The following is a 15,348-nucleotide window of genomic DNA, read 5'->3' on the forward strand; positions in this document are numbered from 1 at the left end:
GCGCTGCGTCGTCCTGCCCCGCGCCCGCGACGGATCGCGCGGGCGCGTGAATCTCGCGCCGGAGGGTTGACCTCGCCCGCACTCTGGGGTTCGAGCCTCTTCGCACCATGAACGGAAATCCATGACCACCGATCTCGAACAATTGCGCGGCGATCTGCTCGCCTCGATCCAGGCCGCGGCGGGGCTCGACGCCGTCGAGGCGCTGCGCGTCCATGCGCTCGGCAAGCAGGGCGCGGTCACCGGCCTCCTCAAGACGCTGGGCGGAATGAGCCCCGAGGAGCGGCAGGAACAGGGCCCGCGCATCCACGGCCTGCGCGAGGCAGTGACTGCGGCGCTGGCCGAGCGCAAGGCTGCGCTGGAACGGCTGGCGCTCGACGCGCGACTCGCCGCGGAGACGCTCGACATGACGCTGCCGGTGGACGGCGTCGCCCCGGGTTCGGTGCATCCGGTCAGCCAGGTGATGGACGAGCTCGCCGAGATCTTCGCTGATCTGGGCTTCGCGGTCGCCACCGGCCCCGAGATCGAGGACGACTGGCACAATTTTACGGCGCTCAACATCCCCGAAAGCCATCCCGCGCGGGCGATGCACGACACTTTCTATCTGGCCGGCGAGCACGACCAGCCGATGGTGCTGCGCACCCATACCAGCCCGGTGCAGATCCGCACGATGATGGCGCAGAAACCGCCGATCCGGATCATCGCGCCCGGCCGGGTCTATCGCTCCGACTCGGATGCGACGCACACGCCGATGTTCCATCAGATCGAAGGTCTGGTGATCGACAAGGGAATCACGCTCGGCCATCTCAAATGGACGCTGGAGACCTTCCTCAAGGCATTCTTCGAGCGTGACGATATCGTGCTCCGCCTGCGCCCGAGCTATTTCCCGTTCACCGAGCCTTCGGCCGAAGTCGATGTCGGCTATTCGGTGGTCAACGGCAAGCGGGTGATCGGCGGCTCGGAAGGCTGGATGGAAGTGCTGGGTTCGGGGATGGTGCATCCCAAGGTGATCGCGGCTTGCGGCCTCGATCCGAACGAATGGCAGGGCTTCGCCTTCGGCACCGGCGTCGATCGCCTCGCGATGCTCAAATACGGAATGGACGATTTGCGCGCCTTTTTCGACGGCGACCTGCGCTGGCTCAGGCATTACGGCTTCTCGGCGCTCGACGTGCCGACCTTGTCCGGGGGCGTAGGCGCATGACCCACAGCCGTCATCCCGGCGCAGGCCGGGATCTCCGCGTGGCGCGCACTGCGCCTGGCCTCATCAAGACCCCGGCTTCCGCCGGGGCGACGGATATTGCGAAATGAAGTTCACGCTGAACTGGCTCAAGGAGCATCTCGAAACGACCGCCTCGCTCGACGTAGTCGTCGAGACGCTGACTCGCGTCGGCCTCGAAGTCGAAGGCGTCGAGAATCCGGGCGAGAAGCTCGCCGCATTCCGCGTGGCGAAAGTGCTCACCGCCGAGCGCCACCCGCAAGCCGACAAATTGCAAGTCCTCACCGTCGATACCGGCGAAGGTGCGCCGCTGCAGGTCGTGTGCGGAGCGCCCAATGCGCGTGCCGGGCTGGTCGGCGTGCTCGGGCTTCCCGGCGCGGTGGTCCCCGCCAACGGCATGCAGCTCAAGGTCGCCGCGGTACGCGGTGTCGAGTCGAACGGCATGATGTGTTCGACGCGCGAGCTCGAGCTCGGCGACGATCATGAAGGGATCATCGAGCTTCCCGCCGACGCCCCGATCGGCAAATCCTATCCCGATTATGCCGGGCTCAACGACGCGGTGATCGACGTCTCGATCACCCCCAACCGGCAGGACTGCATGGGCGTGCGCGGCATCGCCCGTGATCTCGCCGCCGCCGGGCTCGGATCGCTCAAGCCGCTCAAGGTCGATCCGGTCGCCACCAGTGGCGCCGGACCGGAAGTACGGATTGAAGCCCCCGAGGGTTGCCCGGCCTATTTCGGCCAGACCGTCACCGGCGTGACCAACGGCGCTTCGCCCGACTGGATGCAGCGTCGCCTCAAGGCAATCGGCCAGCGTCCGATCTCGGCGCTGGTCGACATCACCAATTATGTGATGATCGATCTGGGCCGTCCGCTGCACGTCTATGACAAGGCGAAGCTCTCCGGCGCGTTGGTGGTGCGCAAGGCGAAGCCGGGCGAGCAGGTGCTCGCGCTCAACGAGAAGACCTATACGCTCGACGAGAGCGTCACCGTGATCGCCGACGACACCGGCGTCCACGATATCGGCGGGATCATGGGCGGCGAGGATACCGGCGTGTCCGAAGCGACCACCGACGTGGTGATCGAATGCGCCTTTTTCGATCCCGACCATATCGCCCGGACGGGGCAGAAGCTCAATTTGACCAGCGACGCGCGTTCGCGCTTCGAGCGCGGCGTCGATCCGGCATTCCTCGGAGACGGCATCGCGATTGCGGCGCGCTATGTCGTCGATCTGTGCGGCGGCAGCGCGAGCGAGGTCACCTGCGCCGGGCAGGCCCCGACCGAAGCGCGCAGCTATCGCTACGATCCGCAACGCGCCGAGACGCTGGGCGGCCTCGCAGTGCCCGCCGATCGGCAGAAGGCGATCCTCGAAAGCCTCGGCTTCGTCGTCGACGGTGGCTGGAACGTCACCGTGCCGAGCTGGCGCCGCGACGTGGATGGGCCCGCCGACCTCGTCGAGGAAGTCATCCGCATCGAGGGCATCGACAAGGTGCCCTCGACTCCGCTCGATCGCGTGCCCGGCGTCGCACGCCCGACCGCCACTGCCGAGCAGAAACTCGAACGCAAGCTACGCCGCACCGCGGCGGCGCGCGGGCTCAACGAAGCGGTGACCTGGAGCTTCATCTCCGAAGCCGAGGCAGCGCCGTTCGGCGGCGGGGCGTGGAGCCTCGCCAACCCGATCAGCGAGGACATGAAGGTCATGCGCCCGTCGCTGCTGCCCGGCCTGCTCGCCGCGGCCGGGCGCAATGCGAAGCGCGGCGCGACCGGAGTCCGGCTGTTCGAGATCGGCCGCCGCTATCTCGCCGACAAAGAGAGCCTCACGCTTGCGGTGGTGCTCGCCGGCTCGGCTGGCCCGCGCGACTGGAAGAGCGGCAAGGGGCAGCCCTTCGGCGCGTTCGACGCCAAGGCCGAAGCACTCGCGCTGCTCGAAGCCGCCGGCGCGCCGGTGGCGAACCTGCAGGTGATGGGCGAAGCCGGCCAGGTCTATCACCCCGGCCAATCGGCGACGTTGCGGCTGGGGCCCAAGACGGTGCTCGCCGCATTCGGCATGGTGCATCCGTCGGTGCTCAAGGCCTTCGACCTCGATGGCGACGTCGCCGCAATCGAGATCTACGTCGATGCACTGCCCGCAAAGCGCAGTGCCGGTTTCATGCGCCCCGCTTACACGCCCCCGGCGCTACAGGCCGTCACGCGCGACTTCGCCTTCCTCGTGCCGGCGGAGCTGGCGGCGGGCGATCTCGTCCGCACCGTGAAGGGCGCCGACAAGACGGCCATCGTCGATGCGCGGCTGTTCGACCTGTTCACCGGCACCGGCGTGCCCGAGGGGCAGAAGAGCCTCGCGGTCGAAGTGACGCTCCAGCCGGGCGAGAAGAGCTTCACCGACGTCGAGCTCAAGGCCGTCGCCGACAAGGTGGTCGCTGCTGCCGCCAGGCTCGGCGCGAGCTTGCGGGGCTGATCGCGTGATCGAACGGTTCCTCCACGGTCTTCGCGAGAAGATGGAGGACCCGGACGTCTATGAGATCATGACCGTGGTCGTCCCCGGGGACCTCGACCCGTTCGATCGCCACTATCGCTTCAGCATCCATATCGACGCCGAACTTCGGCTCGCCGGGCTCGGCTGCAGCGTCGGCGGTGGCACGCTCTATCGCAATGTGGAGTTCGAATCCGATGAGGAAGGCGAGGACGAGATCGTCTCGTGCATTCTCGACGTCGATGCCACCGATGTCGACGGTGCGCGGGCGCTGATCCGGCTGCACATGCCGGAGCTCGGCGCGCCGGCGGGAACGCTCGTCCAATATGGCGATCACGAAGACAGATATGACGGGGAGCGCTGGCATCTCGGCGAGCCGCGCAGCATCGAGGAGATCTGAAACATGCCCACCGTTCTCATCACCGGCGCGACCGCAGGCATCGGCGAGGCGTCGGTTCGCGCCTTCGCCGCTGCGGGCTGGCATGTCGTCGCCACCGGGCGCCGCAAGGAACGGCTCGACGCGCTTGCGGCGGACATGGGTGCGGATCGCGTCCACACCCTCGCCTTCGACATCCGCGACGAGGCGGCGCGCGACGAAGCGCTCGCGTCGCTTCCCGCACCGTTCGGCGAGATCGACCTGTTGATCAACAATGCCGGCCTCGCGCTCGGCCTCGAGCCGGCGCAGCAGGCCAGCCTGTCCAACTGGACGACGATGATCGACACCAACATCACCGCGTTGGTCTCGATCACCCACAAGCTCCTGCCGCAATTGGTGGCGCGCAAGGGCGCGATCATCAACCTGTCGTCGGTAGCGGCCAACTATCCCTATCCCGGCGGCAATGCCTATGGCGCGACCAAGGCCTTCGTCCGCCAGTTCAGCCTCAATCTGCGCTCGGACCTGATCGGTACCGGGGTGCGGGTCTGTTCGATCGAGCCGGGCATGGTCGAGACCGAGTTCAGCCTGGTGCGCACCGGCAGCCAGGAAGCTTCGGACAAGATCTACACCGGGGTGAATCCGATGACTGCAGAGGATATCGCCAAAGCGATGCTGTGGGTCGCCGAGCAGCCGCCGCACCTCAACATCAATGCGATAGAACTGATGCCGGTCAACCAGGCCTGGTCGCCCTTCCTCGTCCACCGCGAGGGCTGAGCGATGGCGGAGCCGTGGATCGAGATCGCCAGCGCGGAGTTGGCTGCCGCGATCAATCTGTTCGGGGCGGAACTGTCATCGCTTCGCGACGCCGACGGGCGGGAGCTGATGACCGACGCCGATCCTGCTTTCTGGGCCGGCCGCGCGCCTTTGCTGTTCCCGATCGTCGGGCGGCTGATGGACGACAAATACCGGCTGGACGGCAAGGAATATCCGCTGCCCCAGCACGGCTTTGCCCGGCGGCAGGCGTTCGCGCTGATCGAGCAATCCGCCGACCGCGCGGTGTTCCGCCTGACCGACAGTGCAGATACGCGCGCAGTCTACCCCTTCGCCTTCACCCTCGACGCGGCATTCACGGTGAGCGGCGCGACGCTGGCGACAGACATCAGGGTGACCAACGCCGGCGATCGCGACATGCCCGCCAGCTTCGGCTTCCACCCCGCCTTCGCGTGGCCGCTGCCGTTCGGTCGCCCACGGGCCGAGCATCGCATCCTGTTCGATAAGGACGAGCCGGCGGACCTGTCTGCGATCGTGCTCGGCGGCTGGATCGCGCCCGAGACATGGCCCAGCCCGCTCGACGGCCGCGCGCTGAAGCTCGACGACGAACTGTTTGCGCGCGATGCGCTCGTCTGGGACAGTCTCGAAAGCGAGTCGCTGCGCTATGACGGCGGCGATGGCCCGGCGCTGGATATCGCCTTCGCCGGCATGCCGAAGCTGGGCATCTGGACCAGGCCCGGAGCGCGCTTCGTCTGCATCGAGCCGTGGCACGGCATCGCCGACCCGATCGGCTTCGCCGGCGAGATCTGGGACAAGCCCGGCATCCTCCGCTTCGCGCCCGGCGAGTCGCGCACCTTCAGCATGCAGGTGACGCTGGCGGGTTGATTGCTCAATGTTTCCGTCACCCCGGACTTGTTCCGGGGTCCACTCTGCCTCCCGCGAGCAGCAAGGGGTTCGTACATTTCGCCCGGTATCCCGGTGGACCCCGGCACTTCGGCCGGGGTGACGATGGGGTATTAACCCGCTAGAGCGCCGCGATGCCTTCCGACCATATCAACGACCGCCGTACCTTCGCGATCATCTCGCACCCCGACGCCGGCAAGACCACGCTGACCGAGAAATTGCTGCTGTTCGGCGGCGCGATCCACTTGGCTGGCGAGGTCAAGGCGCGCGGCGCGGCGCGGCGCGCGCGCTCGGACTGGATGAAGATCGAGCAGCAGCGCGGCATCTCGGTCACGTCGAGCGTCATGACCTTCGAGCGGGAAGGGGTGACCTTCAACCTGCTCGACACCCCGGGCCACGAGGATTTCAGCGAGGACACCTATCGCACGCTGACCGCGGTCGACTCGGCGGTGATGGTGATCGACGTCGCCAAGGGCATCGAGAGCCAGACCCGGAAATTGTTCGAGGTCTGCCGGCTGCGCAACGTCCCGATCATCACCTTCGTCAACAAGGTCGACCGCGAGGGCCGCGAGGTGTTCGACATCCTCGACGAAGTGGCGAACCTTCTCGCGCTCGACGTCACCCCGATGACGTGGCCGGTCGGCATGGGCGGCAATTTCGAGGGGATTTACGACCTCGCCACCAAGCGCCTGCTGCTTCCCGAGGGCAATAGCCGCGAATTCCAGGGCAAGGTGATCCAGACGACCGGGCTCGACGATCCGCAACTCGACGCGATCCTGAGCGCCGACAACCTCGCCAAGCTGCGCGAGGATGTCGAGCTCGGCCAGGCCGGCTATCCCGAATTCGACCCCGAGGCCTACCGCCACGGCGACCTGACTCCGGTCTATTTCGGCTCGGCACTCAAGGAGTTCGGCGTCGATTCGCTGATCGAGGCGCTCGCCGGCTTCGCGCCGCCGCCGCGGGCCCAGCCGGCCGAACCCGCGCCGGTCGAGCCCTCGCGCGACGAAGTCACCGGCTTCGTGTTCAAGGTCCAGGCCAATATGGATCCCAATCACCGCGATCGCATCGCGTTCATGCGATTGTGCTCGGGCACCTTCAAGCGCGGCATGAAGCTGACACCCAGCGGGCATGGCAAGCCGATCGCGATCCACTCGCCGATCCTGTTCTTCGCGCGCGAACGCGAGCTCGCCGACGAGGCTTATCCCGGCGACATCATCGGCATCCCCAATCACGGCACGCTGCGGGTGGGCGACACGCTGTCCGAGCGCGCCGATGTGCGCTTCACCGGCCTGCCCAATTTCGCGCCCGAAATCCTCCGCCGCGTCGTGCTCAAGGATCCGACCAAGACCAAGCAGCTCCGCAAGGCGCTCGACGACATGGCCGAGGAGGGCGTGACGCAGGTCTTCTATCCCGATATCGGCTCCAACTGGGTCATCGGCGTGGTCGGCCAGCTCCAGCTCGACGTGCTGCTCAGCCGGCTCGATGCCGAATACAAGGTCGCGGCAGGGCTCGAGCCCGCGCCGTTCGAGACGGCGCGCTGGGTTTCGAGCGAGAATCCCAAGGACCTTGACGAGTTCATGGCGCTCAACCGCGGCGCGATGGCCAAGGACCGCGACGGCAACCCGGTGTTCCTCGCCAAATCGGCATGGGAAGTCGGCTATATCGCTGACCGCTATTCGAAGGTGAAGTTCGCGGCGACCAGGGAGCGGTAGGACGCCGTGCTCCTGCGAAAGCAGGGGCCAGGTTACAAAGGACGTCGCTTATGAACCCTGGGCTCCTGCTTTCGCAGGAGCACGGAGATCACTCCACCCAATCGCGCGCCAGGAACCGGCTCGCCAGCGCCATCAGTGCGCCCGCGGCGACATACAGGCCCAGCCCCGCGGCGATCGCATAGCGCAGCGCCTCGTCGCCGTAGGTCGGGGCGAGCGCCTTCGACAGCGATCCGATCGCCCAGCTGCCAAGCCCCAGCCCGATCAGATTGTTGATCAGCAGGAAGCTCGCCGACGCCGTGGCGCGCATATGCGCCGGAACGAGATGCTGGACGGCGGTGAGCACCGGGCCGAGCCATACATAGACCAAAGCCTGCGGGAGCAGAAACAACGCGAATGCCAGTGGCCAGCTGCTCGATAGGACGCCCGCGACGAACAACGGCGCCCCCGCGACATAGCAGATCGCCGGCGCCAGCGCGTACCAGCGACGGTTTCGCGCGCCGAGCCGGTCGCCGAGCCAGCCGCCGAGCAAGATGCCCGCGACGCCCCCGGTCAGCAGCAATGCGCCGAAGAACTGGCCGGTCTCCACCAAGGTCAGCCCGAAGCTGCGCTGCATCAGGCTCGGCAGCCAGAAGGCGACGCCATAGCCGCACATCGATCCCGCCGCCGCGCCGAACGCCATCAGCCAGAAGCCGGGTTTGGCAGCGAGAATGCCGAACACCCGCGCGACCGGGACCTGATCGACGGAAGCCGGGACGCGCGGGCGATCGCGAACGACGAGGCGAAAGATCGGCGCGATCGCCACGCCCGCCAGCCCGACCGCGATGAACGCCGTTCGCCATTCGACATTCTGCGCGATATAGCCGCCGAGCAGCACGCCGCCGGCGGCTCCCAGAGGAATGCCGAGCGAATAGATCGACAGCGCCCGCGCGCGCTTCCCGGGCGGGAAATAGTCCGAGATCAAGGCATAGCTAGGCGCCACGCCGCCGGCCTCGCCCACCCCGACGCCCAATCGGAACAGGAACATCTGGGCGAAGTTCTGCGCAAACCCGCAGAGCGCGGTGAACGCGCTCCACACGCCGAGCGAAATCGTGATCACCCATGTCCGGCTGGTCCGGTCGGCAAGCAGGGCCAGCGGGATCGCCAGCGTCGAATAAAGCGCCGCGAAGGCGAGCCCGCCGAGCATGCCCAGCTGCGCATCGTCGAGCCCGAGATCCTTCTTCACCGGCTGAGCGAGAATGCTCAGGATCTGCCGGTCGAGGAAGTTGAAGGTGTAGACGAGCAGCAGCATCGCGAGGACGATGGCGGGGTACTTCCCCTCTCCCATCGGGAGAGGGAGGGGCCCGCTCGGCGAAGCCGGGCGGGAGGGTGAAGGTAACCGGAAGTTCATTCGTTGCGCACCGCTTTTGGACCCTCACTCTTCCCCCCGCTACGCGGCGGACCCCTTCCCTCTCCCGACGGGAGAGGGAGGTTGCAATCAGAACTTGACCGTCCCGGTCACGAACACCTGGCGCGGATTGCCGTAATATGCAGTGAGCACGCCCTCGGTGCCGAGCGTCGGGACATAGGCGCCGGCCGGCGTGCGCAGGAACTCCCCGGTATCGGGGTTCTGCGCGAGGAAATTATAGCCCGACACGATGTAGCGCTTGTTGGTCAGGTTGCGGCCATGCACCCCGAGCGAGAAGGTCTGGTTGATGTCCCACACCAGATTGGCATCGAGCAAGGTATAGGCCGGCTGATCGAGCAAGGGCGTGCGCAATTCGAACTGCTGCGAATCGCCGCGATACGAGACGGTGGTGCTCGCGCTGATCGAGCCCTCGCCGACCGGCACCGTATAGGCCAGGGTGCCGCTCGCGGTCAGGTCCGGGGTATTCTGAATCTTGCGGCGGTCCGCCACGTCGATACCGCGCGCATCGATGAAGCGCAGATATTTCGCGTCGAGATAGCCGAGCGTCCAGCTGAGGTTGAGCGTGCCGCCGGGCGCGCCGAGATCGCGCGAGGCGACCACATTGCCCTCGAATTCCACGCCCTTGATCCGCGCCTTGCCGGCATTGGTGGTGACGCCGATAAAGGTCTGCTGGCCGTTCACCGTGGTGCCGATCGAGCCGGGCACCTGAACGTCGGTATAGTCCGACTGGAAGGCGGCGATCGCCAGATTGACCCGCCGGTCGAACAGGCCTGTTTTGTAGCCCACCTCATAGGTCGTGACCTTTTCGGGATCGAAAGCGAGGAAATCGTATATCTGCTGCGGCGTGCACGCCCCGCCCGCCGGGGTGCGGCACGCGGTCGACTGGCCGCGCGGATCGAAGCCGCCGCCCTTGAAGCCCTTGGCCCAGCTCGCATAGAGATTGTGATCGGCATTGGGCTTGAAGCTGATCGAGGCGCGCGGGGTGAACTGCGCAAAATCGGCCTCGCCGCGGAAGTTGGACGTGGTGGCGAACAAGGTGCCGGCGCCGCCGAAGAAAGGCGAGCCGCCGCCGAGGAAGGTCTGGCGCAGCACCGTCGACTGGCGCTGATCCCAGGTATAACGCCCGCCCGCCGAAACGCTGAACATCTCGCCGAGATCATAGGTGAAATCGCCGAAGATCGCGACGGTGTCGGTGAAGACATTGCCATAGGTCAGCGCGGTCACCCCGCCCGGCAGCCGCACGTCGAACACGGTGCGCGCCTCGGCGTCGAGATAATAGACGCCGAGCAGGCCCGAGAAGGATCCGGTGTCGACGAGGAGTTGCGCTTCCTGGCTGAACTGCTTGTTGTTGTAGAAGGCCGGTACGTCGACCTGCACCGCGGCGAGCGAATCGAAGTCGATCGGCGTCGCGCTGTCGTCCTTGCGATAGCTGGTGATCGAGCGGAAGGTCAGCCAGTCGGCGGGCTTCAATTCGATCAGCCCGGTGACGCCCCATGCCTCGACTTCCTGCGCCGGACTGGTGAGGCCGGCGCGGGTGTCGTAGACATCGTCGAGCACGGGCGCGCCGGTGGCGATGCCGGGGATCAGGCGGTGGCCGCCGCGCGGCTGGCTGGTGTCCTTGGTATAGTCGCCCGAGATGCGGAAGAACGCCTCGGCGCTCGGCTCGAACTCGACCGTCCCGCGCGCGGCCCACAGATCCTTGTCGTAATTCTCGGAGCCGGTCGTCAGATTCTCGCCGAAGCCGTCGCGCGTGAGCCTCGCATATGCCGCCCCGACGCGCAGCCCGCTATTGCCGATCGGGGCGCTGGCGCTGACCACGGCGTCGATCTGGTTGTACGAGCCATAGCTGCCGCGCAGCTTGACCGTCGGCGTGTCGCCGAGCCGGCGCGTCACATATTTCACGGCGCCGCCGATGGTGTTGCGACCATAGAGCGTGCCCTGCGGCCCGCGCAGCACTTCGATCCGCTCGACATCGTAAATGTCGAGCACCGCGGCCTGCGGACGGTTGAGATAGACGTCGTCGAGATAGATGCCGACACCGGCTTCGAACCCGGCGACCGGATCCTGCTGGCCGACGCCGCGAATGAAAGCGGACAGCGTCGAATTGGTACCGCGCGACACTTCGAGCGTGACGTTGGGGGTTGTGTTCGAGATGTCGGTGATGTCGAGCGCACCCGATGCCTCGAGCTGCTCGCCGGTAAAGGCAGTGACGGCGATCGGCACGTCACGCAGCGTCTCCTCGCGGCGGCGTGCGGTGACGACGATCTCGCCGTCATACCCTTGCGTCTCCGCTTGTTCTTCGACCGGCGCGGCAGTGCCGGCGTCCTGCGCAAGCGCCGGAAACGCGGCGAGCGCGGCCAAGGCGGTGCCGGCGTGGAGAATCGTGCGGGCAGACGGCATCAGGCGTGACATGGTTTTCCTCCCCAGAATTCGACCCGGTCTTGTGCGGGTTGTAAGCTGTCGAAGGACGCTATACTGAAACCTGAACCGGGTTTCAACTTGGAAGAACAGGAGGGGTGACGATGACGAGCGAGAGGGGCACGAATGCCGCATCGCACTCCGCGGCGACTGCCGAGGCGGCGAGCGCCGGCAAGGAGCCGCGCACCGCGCGCGGCCGCAAGACGCTGCGCGCGATCCTTGACGCGGCGGCCGAGGAGTTCGGCGAAAAGGGTTTCCACGAGGGCTCGATCAGCGGGATCACCCGCCGCGCCGGCGTCGCGCTGGGCAGCTTCTACACCTATTTCGATTCGAAGGACGACGTGTTCCGCGCGCTCGTCCGCGACATGTCCGAACAGGTGCGTGAGCATGTCGCGCCGGCGCTCAAGGGCGCGCCGGGCCAGATCGCGGCCGAGCAGGCGGCGCTGCTCGCCTTCATCCGGTTCGCGCGCACCCACAAGGAGATCTACCGGATCATCGACGAAGCCGAGTTCGTCGACCCCGAGAGCTTCCGCATGCATTATGCCACCACCGCCGATCGCATCGCCAGACGTCTGCGCGCCGCCGCGGAACGCGGCGAGGTGCGCGACGATGTCGGCGAAGTTCATGCTTGGGCGATCATGGGCATGAACGTCTTTCTCGGGCTGCGCTACAGCGTCTGGGAAGAGGACGTCGCGCCCGAGGCGATCGCCGAGACCGTGGCGGCGATGCTGGCGCGGGGAATCGCCACCAGCACCTGATCTGCGAGCACAAGGCGCGACCTGCCCCCGGCGGCGTTCGGATGCGTCACGCCGCTGCCCCTTCATGACAAGCAATGAACTTCCGGATGGCTCGCGCTGTTCTTCCTTCATGGCACCGGAGGAAAGCGCCTTCCCCGGATTTGAATCGCTCTGGCTCGATTCCGGTCGAGAGCCGATCTTCGTGCGCCGGGGCGGCACCGGGCCCGCCGTGCTTCTGCTGCACGGCTTCCCCCAAACCGGCCTGATGTGGCGTGAAGTCGCGCCGCTGCTCGCAGCCGGCTTCACGGTCTTCGTCGCGGACTTGCCGGGATATGGGCGCAGTGGCTGCCCCCGCGACAGGGACGACCACGCCTCCATGTCCAAACGCGCAATGGCTGCGACGCTCACACGCGCCATGGGAAATGCCGGGTACGAACGCTTCGCGATCATCGGCCATGACCGCGGCGGCCGCGTCGCCTATCGCGCGGCTCTCGATCACCCCGATCGCATCTCGCATGTCGCCGTGCTCGATGTCGTCCCGACTTACGAAGTGTGGGACCGCGCAGACGCCCGCCTCGCCTTGGCGTTCTGGCCATTCTCCCTGCTCGCGCAGCCGGCACCGCTCCCCGAACGTCTGATAGCGGCGGCGCCGGATGCCGTTGTCGACAATGCGATCACCCATTGGGGATCGTCGCCGGACGCATTTCCCGCCTGGATTCGCGAAGCCTATGTCGAGGCGCTGCGCGACCCCGCGCATGTCCACGCCATCTGTGAGGAATATCGCGCCGCGGCGGGCGTGGATCGGGAGGTCGACAAAGCCGATCTCGACGCGGAGCATCGCATTGCCTGCCCGCTCCTGGCGCTATGGAGCGACCAGGGAGGACTCGCGGCCTGGTATGAGGATGCGGGGGGACCGCTCGGCCTGTGGCGGCGCTGGGCCGATGCGGTGCAAGGCCAGCCGGTATCGGGTGGCCATTTCTTCCCCGAGGAACATCCGGCCGGGACGGCGATGCTCCTCCGCAACTTTCTGACGCACCGCGGTTAAGGCTAGCGGCCCTGCGCGCGCTTTTCAGTCCTTGCCGAGCTTGCCCTTGAGCGCAGCGGCAAGGGGACTCAGCGGCCCCGCATCCTCGTCGCTGATCACGCCGGCCTGCCGGAGCACTTCCGCCGCGTTCGGACTGCGCGGAAAGGGATCGAGCGCGAGCGCGAGGGTCTCCGCCGCCGCCTCGCCGAGATCCAGAACGCTCCCGATGTAAAACACGGTGTCCATCTCTTCCTCGTCGAGTTCGACATCGTCATGGCTTTCCTCTCCCTCGGGCTCGGGCAGGAAACGGATCGCGAAATCCTCGTCGATAGTCGCGGGCAGCGGATCGCCGGTGACGCCGCAGGACTGAGTCACCGCCGACGACAGATGGCCGGTCGCGAGAATTCCGATCGCGTCGCGGCGAAGCGCGAAGCGCGCGGCCAGCCGATCGATGCCGACCAGATCGAAGCGCCGGGCGAGCGCGGCGCATTCTTCGGGCGTGGCTTCTATCTCGACGGCGGTTTCGCCGGCGCCGATCTGGTCGAGCCGATGCGGGCGCGGGAATTCGGAGGTCATTGCGGCACCTCCCCGGCGAGGACGGCGGCGGTGGGCAGGGCCGCCAGCCTGTCGCGCAATCCGAGCAAGTGCGTCTCGACATGGGCCAGCGCGGCGTCGGTCGGCGGATGCCCGCGATAGAGGTTGCGAACCAGCGCCGGGCCCAGCCCGTCACCCGCCAGGCCGGCGCGATAGGCGTCGAGCCGGCCGCCGACCATGCCCATCATCCGCCCCATATGCTTGCCGACGACGATATCGCCGATGCCGATCTCGCGCAGTTGACCGTCCATGTCGTCGATGAAGCATTCGGCGAGCGCGGTGCTCGGCGCGATCGCTTGCGGATCGCTCTCGAGCCGCAGCAGCACCAGCGACAGAATCGCGGCGATCATGTCGAAGCGGCCGTCGATCGTGTCGGGAACTTCGCCTTGCAGATACCAATGCGGGGCGCGGCCGGCGGCGACGATCGCGTCATAGAGCTTCGGCGCCGTGCCGCGATCGGAGGCGCCGAACAGGCGCTTGAGCAGTCCCATGTTGGTTCTTCGTCCGTGTGAAAGCGGGCGCGACCTTGTTTGGCCGCATTTTGCCGCATATTGAGGCGAATGGCGCGCGATGCAATGCGCGCCGGTGCTCGCGTTGCCCTGGAGATTTCGATGCCCTTCCCCGTTCGCCTTGCCGGTTGCGCCGCGCTCCTCGCCGCCATGGGCAGCACCGCCTGCGCGCCGATCAAGTCGCACCAGGGCTATGTGATCGACAAGGAGCTGGTCGATTCGGTGCAGCCCGGGGTCGATACCCGCGAATCGGTGATGCAGACGCTCGGCCGCCCGACGCTGACCAGCCAATTCAACCAGGGCGAATGGTATTACGTGTCGCGCGACAGCCGGAATTTCGGCTATAGCGATCCCAAGGTCCGCGAGCAGACCACGATCCGCGTACGCTTCGATGCGGCCGGCAACGTCGCCGCGGTCGACCGGATGAACCAGGATCTGATCGCATCGGTCGATCCCTACGGCAAGACCACCCCGACCCTCGGTCGCAAGCGCAGCTTCTTCAGCGATCTGTTCGGCAATATCGGCACGGTCGGCGCGCCGGGCACCGGCGGCGCGGGCGCACCCGGTGGTTCGGGTCAGTAAGCTTGCTGATTGCTGACCGCGGCATTCCCGCGCGGTTCAGCGAGCCTCCTCCAGAGTGCGAAGGTGCCGGAGAAAACCGGCCTGTGTCCGGAGGAACGACATGAAGAAGATCATCACCGCAGCCTTGCTGGCCGCCGTCGCGATGCCGGCGGTGGCGCTGCCGACCACAGCGAGCGCACAATCGAACCGCGAGCTGCGCCGCGACCGTCAGGATATTCGCGAGGAACAGCGCGAGCTGCGCGACGCCCGCCGCCGCGGCGATCGCAGCGACATCCGCGACGAGCGCCGCGACGTCCGCGAGGCCCGTCAGGAATATCGCGAGGATCTGCGCGACCGCAATCGCCGCTGGGGCGACAATGACTGGCGCGACTATCGCGGCCGCAACCGCGGCGTCTATGCCCGCGGCAATTGGCGCGCGCCGTTCGGCTATACCCGCTTCCGCAGCGGCGTGCGGATCGCGCCGAATTATTGGGGTTCGCGCTACGTCATCTCCGATCCGTGGCGCTATCGCCTGCCCTCGGCCGGCCGCTATCAGCGCTGGGTGCGCCATTATGACGACGTGCTGTTGATCGACACGCGCCGCGGCATCGTGATCCGGACGATCCCGGGCTTCTATTGGTAAAGCCCCACCCCG

14 protein-coding genes are annotated in these 15,348 nt (G+C 66.9%); 10 read left to right on the top strand and 4 right to left on the bottom strand.

The annotated features are described in order from the left end of the window. The first annotated feature begins 121 nt into the window (after positions 1-121). From pheS to Q9Q95_RS20535, 6 genes are all read left to right on the top strand, one after another. Positions 122-1,198 (top strand): phenylalanine--tRNA ligase subunit alpha, encoded by a 1,077-nt coding sequence (pheS, locus tag Q9Q95_RS20510; protein ID WP_306099025.1) that lies wholly within the window; start codon positions 122-124, stop codon positions 1,196-1,198. Between the two features lie 103 nt (positions 1,199-1,301). Continuing rightward, positions 1,302-3,668 carry a phenylalanine--tRNA ligase subunit beta gene (pheT, locus tag Q9Q95_RS20515; protein ID WP_306099026.1) on the top strand — a complete coding sequence of 789 codons (2,367 nt, stop codon included), beginning with the start codon at positions 1,302-1,304 and terminating at the stop codon, positions 3,666-3,668. A gap of 4 nt (positions 3,669-3,672) precedes the next feature. Then, positions 3,673-4,083 carry a hypothetical protein gene (locus Q9Q95_RS20520; RefSeq protein WP_306099028.1) on the top strand — a complete coding sequence of 137 codons (411 nt, stop codon included), beginning with the start codon at positions 3,673-3,675 and terminating at the stop codon, positions 4,081-4,083. 3 nt (positions 4,084-4,086) lie between these two features. Further along, entirely contained in the window at positions 4,087-4,833 is a 747-nt protein-coding gene (locus tag Q9Q95_RS20525; RefSeq protein WP_306099029.1) for an SDR family NAD(P)-dependent oxidoreductase, read from the top strand. 3 nt (positions 4,834-4,836) lie between these two features. Next, positions 4,837-5,715 carry an aldose 1-epimerase family protein gene (locus tag Q9Q95_RS20530; protein ID WP_306099030.1) on the top strand — a complete coding sequence of 293 codons (879 nt, stop codon included), beginning with the start codon at positions 4,837-4,839 and terminating at the stop codon, positions 5,713-5,715. Between the two features lie 152 nt (positions 5,716-5,867). Next, on the top strand, positions 5,868-7,445 hold the full coding sequence (locus tag Q9Q95_RS20535; protein ID WP_306099031.1) for a peptide chain release factor 3: 1,578 nt from the start codon (positions 5,868-5,870) through the stop codon (positions 7,443-7,445). Between the two features lie 88 nt (positions 7,446-7,533). Here Q9Q95_RS20535 and Q9Q95_RS20540 read toward each other — a convergent pair whose 3' ends face one another. Further along, the gene (locus tag Q9Q95_RS20540; RefSeq protein WP_306099032.1) at positions 7,534-8,769 is read right to left on the bottom strand and encodes an MFS transporter; all 1,236 of its coding nucleotides are present in this window, start codon (positions 8,767-8,769) and stop codon (positions 7,534-7,536) included. Between the two features lie 150 nt (positions 8,770-8,919). Further along, positions 8,920-11,262 (bottom strand): TonB-dependent receptor, encoded by a 2,343-nt coding sequence (locus tag Q9Q95_RS20545; protein ID WP_306099033.1) that lies wholly within the window; start codon positions 11,260-11,262, stop codon positions 8,920-8,922. A 110-nt stretch (positions 11,263-11,372) separates the two neighbouring features. On the opposite strand from Q9Q95_RS20545, the gene Q9Q95_RS20550 reads away from it, so the two are divergent. Continuing rightward, positions 11,373-12,026, top strand: a complete 654-nt coding sequence (locus Q9Q95_RS20550; protein WP_306099034.1) for a TetR/AcrR family transcriptional regulator — start codon at positions 11,373-11,375, stop codon at positions 12,024-12,026. 208 nt (positions 12,027-12,234) lie between these two features. Then, a complete protein-coding gene (locus Q9Q95_RS20555) occupies positions 12,235-13,050 on the top strand; it encodes an alpha/beta fold hydrolase (protein WP_306099035.1) in 816 nt (271 codons plus the stop codon). 24 nt (positions 13,051-13,074) lie between these two features. On the opposite strand, the gene Q9Q95_RS20560 is transcribed toward Q9Q95_RS20555, so the two are convergent. Both Q9Q95_RS20560 and Q9Q95_RS20565 read right to left on the bottom strand, forming a co-directional pair. Beyond that, on the bottom strand, positions 13,075-13,605 hold the full coding sequence (locus tag Q9Q95_RS20560; protein WP_306099036.1) for a YceD family protein: 531 nt from the start codon (positions 13,603-13,605) through the stop codon (positions 13,075-13,077). Continuing rightward, entirely contained in the window at positions 13,602-14,114 is a 513-nt protein-coding gene (locus Q9Q95_RS20565; RefSeq protein ID WP_306099037.1) for a ubiquinol-cytochrome C chaperone family protein, read from the bottom strand. The genes Q9Q95_RS20560 and Q9Q95_RS20565 overlap by 4 nt, the downstream gene beginning before the upstream one ends. A gap of 120 nt (positions 14,115-14,234) precedes the next feature. Here Q9Q95_RS20565 and Q9Q95_RS20570 point away from each other — a divergent pair, with 120 nt between their 5' ends. Beyond that, positions 14,235-14,714, top strand: coding sequence for an outer membrane protein assembly factor BamE (locus tag Q9Q95_RS20570; RefSeq protein ID WP_306099038.1), 480 nt, complete (start codon positions 14,235-14,237; stop codon positions 14,712-14,714). A gap of 100 nt (positions 14,715-14,814) precedes the next feature. Then, the gene (locus tag Q9Q95_RS20575; RefSeq protein ID WP_306099039.1) at positions 14,815-15,336 is read left to right on the top strand and encodes an RcnB family protein; all 522 of its coding nucleotides are present in this window, start codon (positions 14,815-14,817) and stop codon (positions 15,334-15,336) included. Positions 15,337-15,348: the final 12 nt, after the last annotated feature.

The sequence above is a fragment of the Sphingomonas sp. DG1-23 genome (genome assembly GCF_030730875.1).
Classification (GTDB): Bacteria; Pseudomonadota; Alphaproteobacteria; order Sphingomonadales; family Sphingomonadaceae; genus Sphingomonas.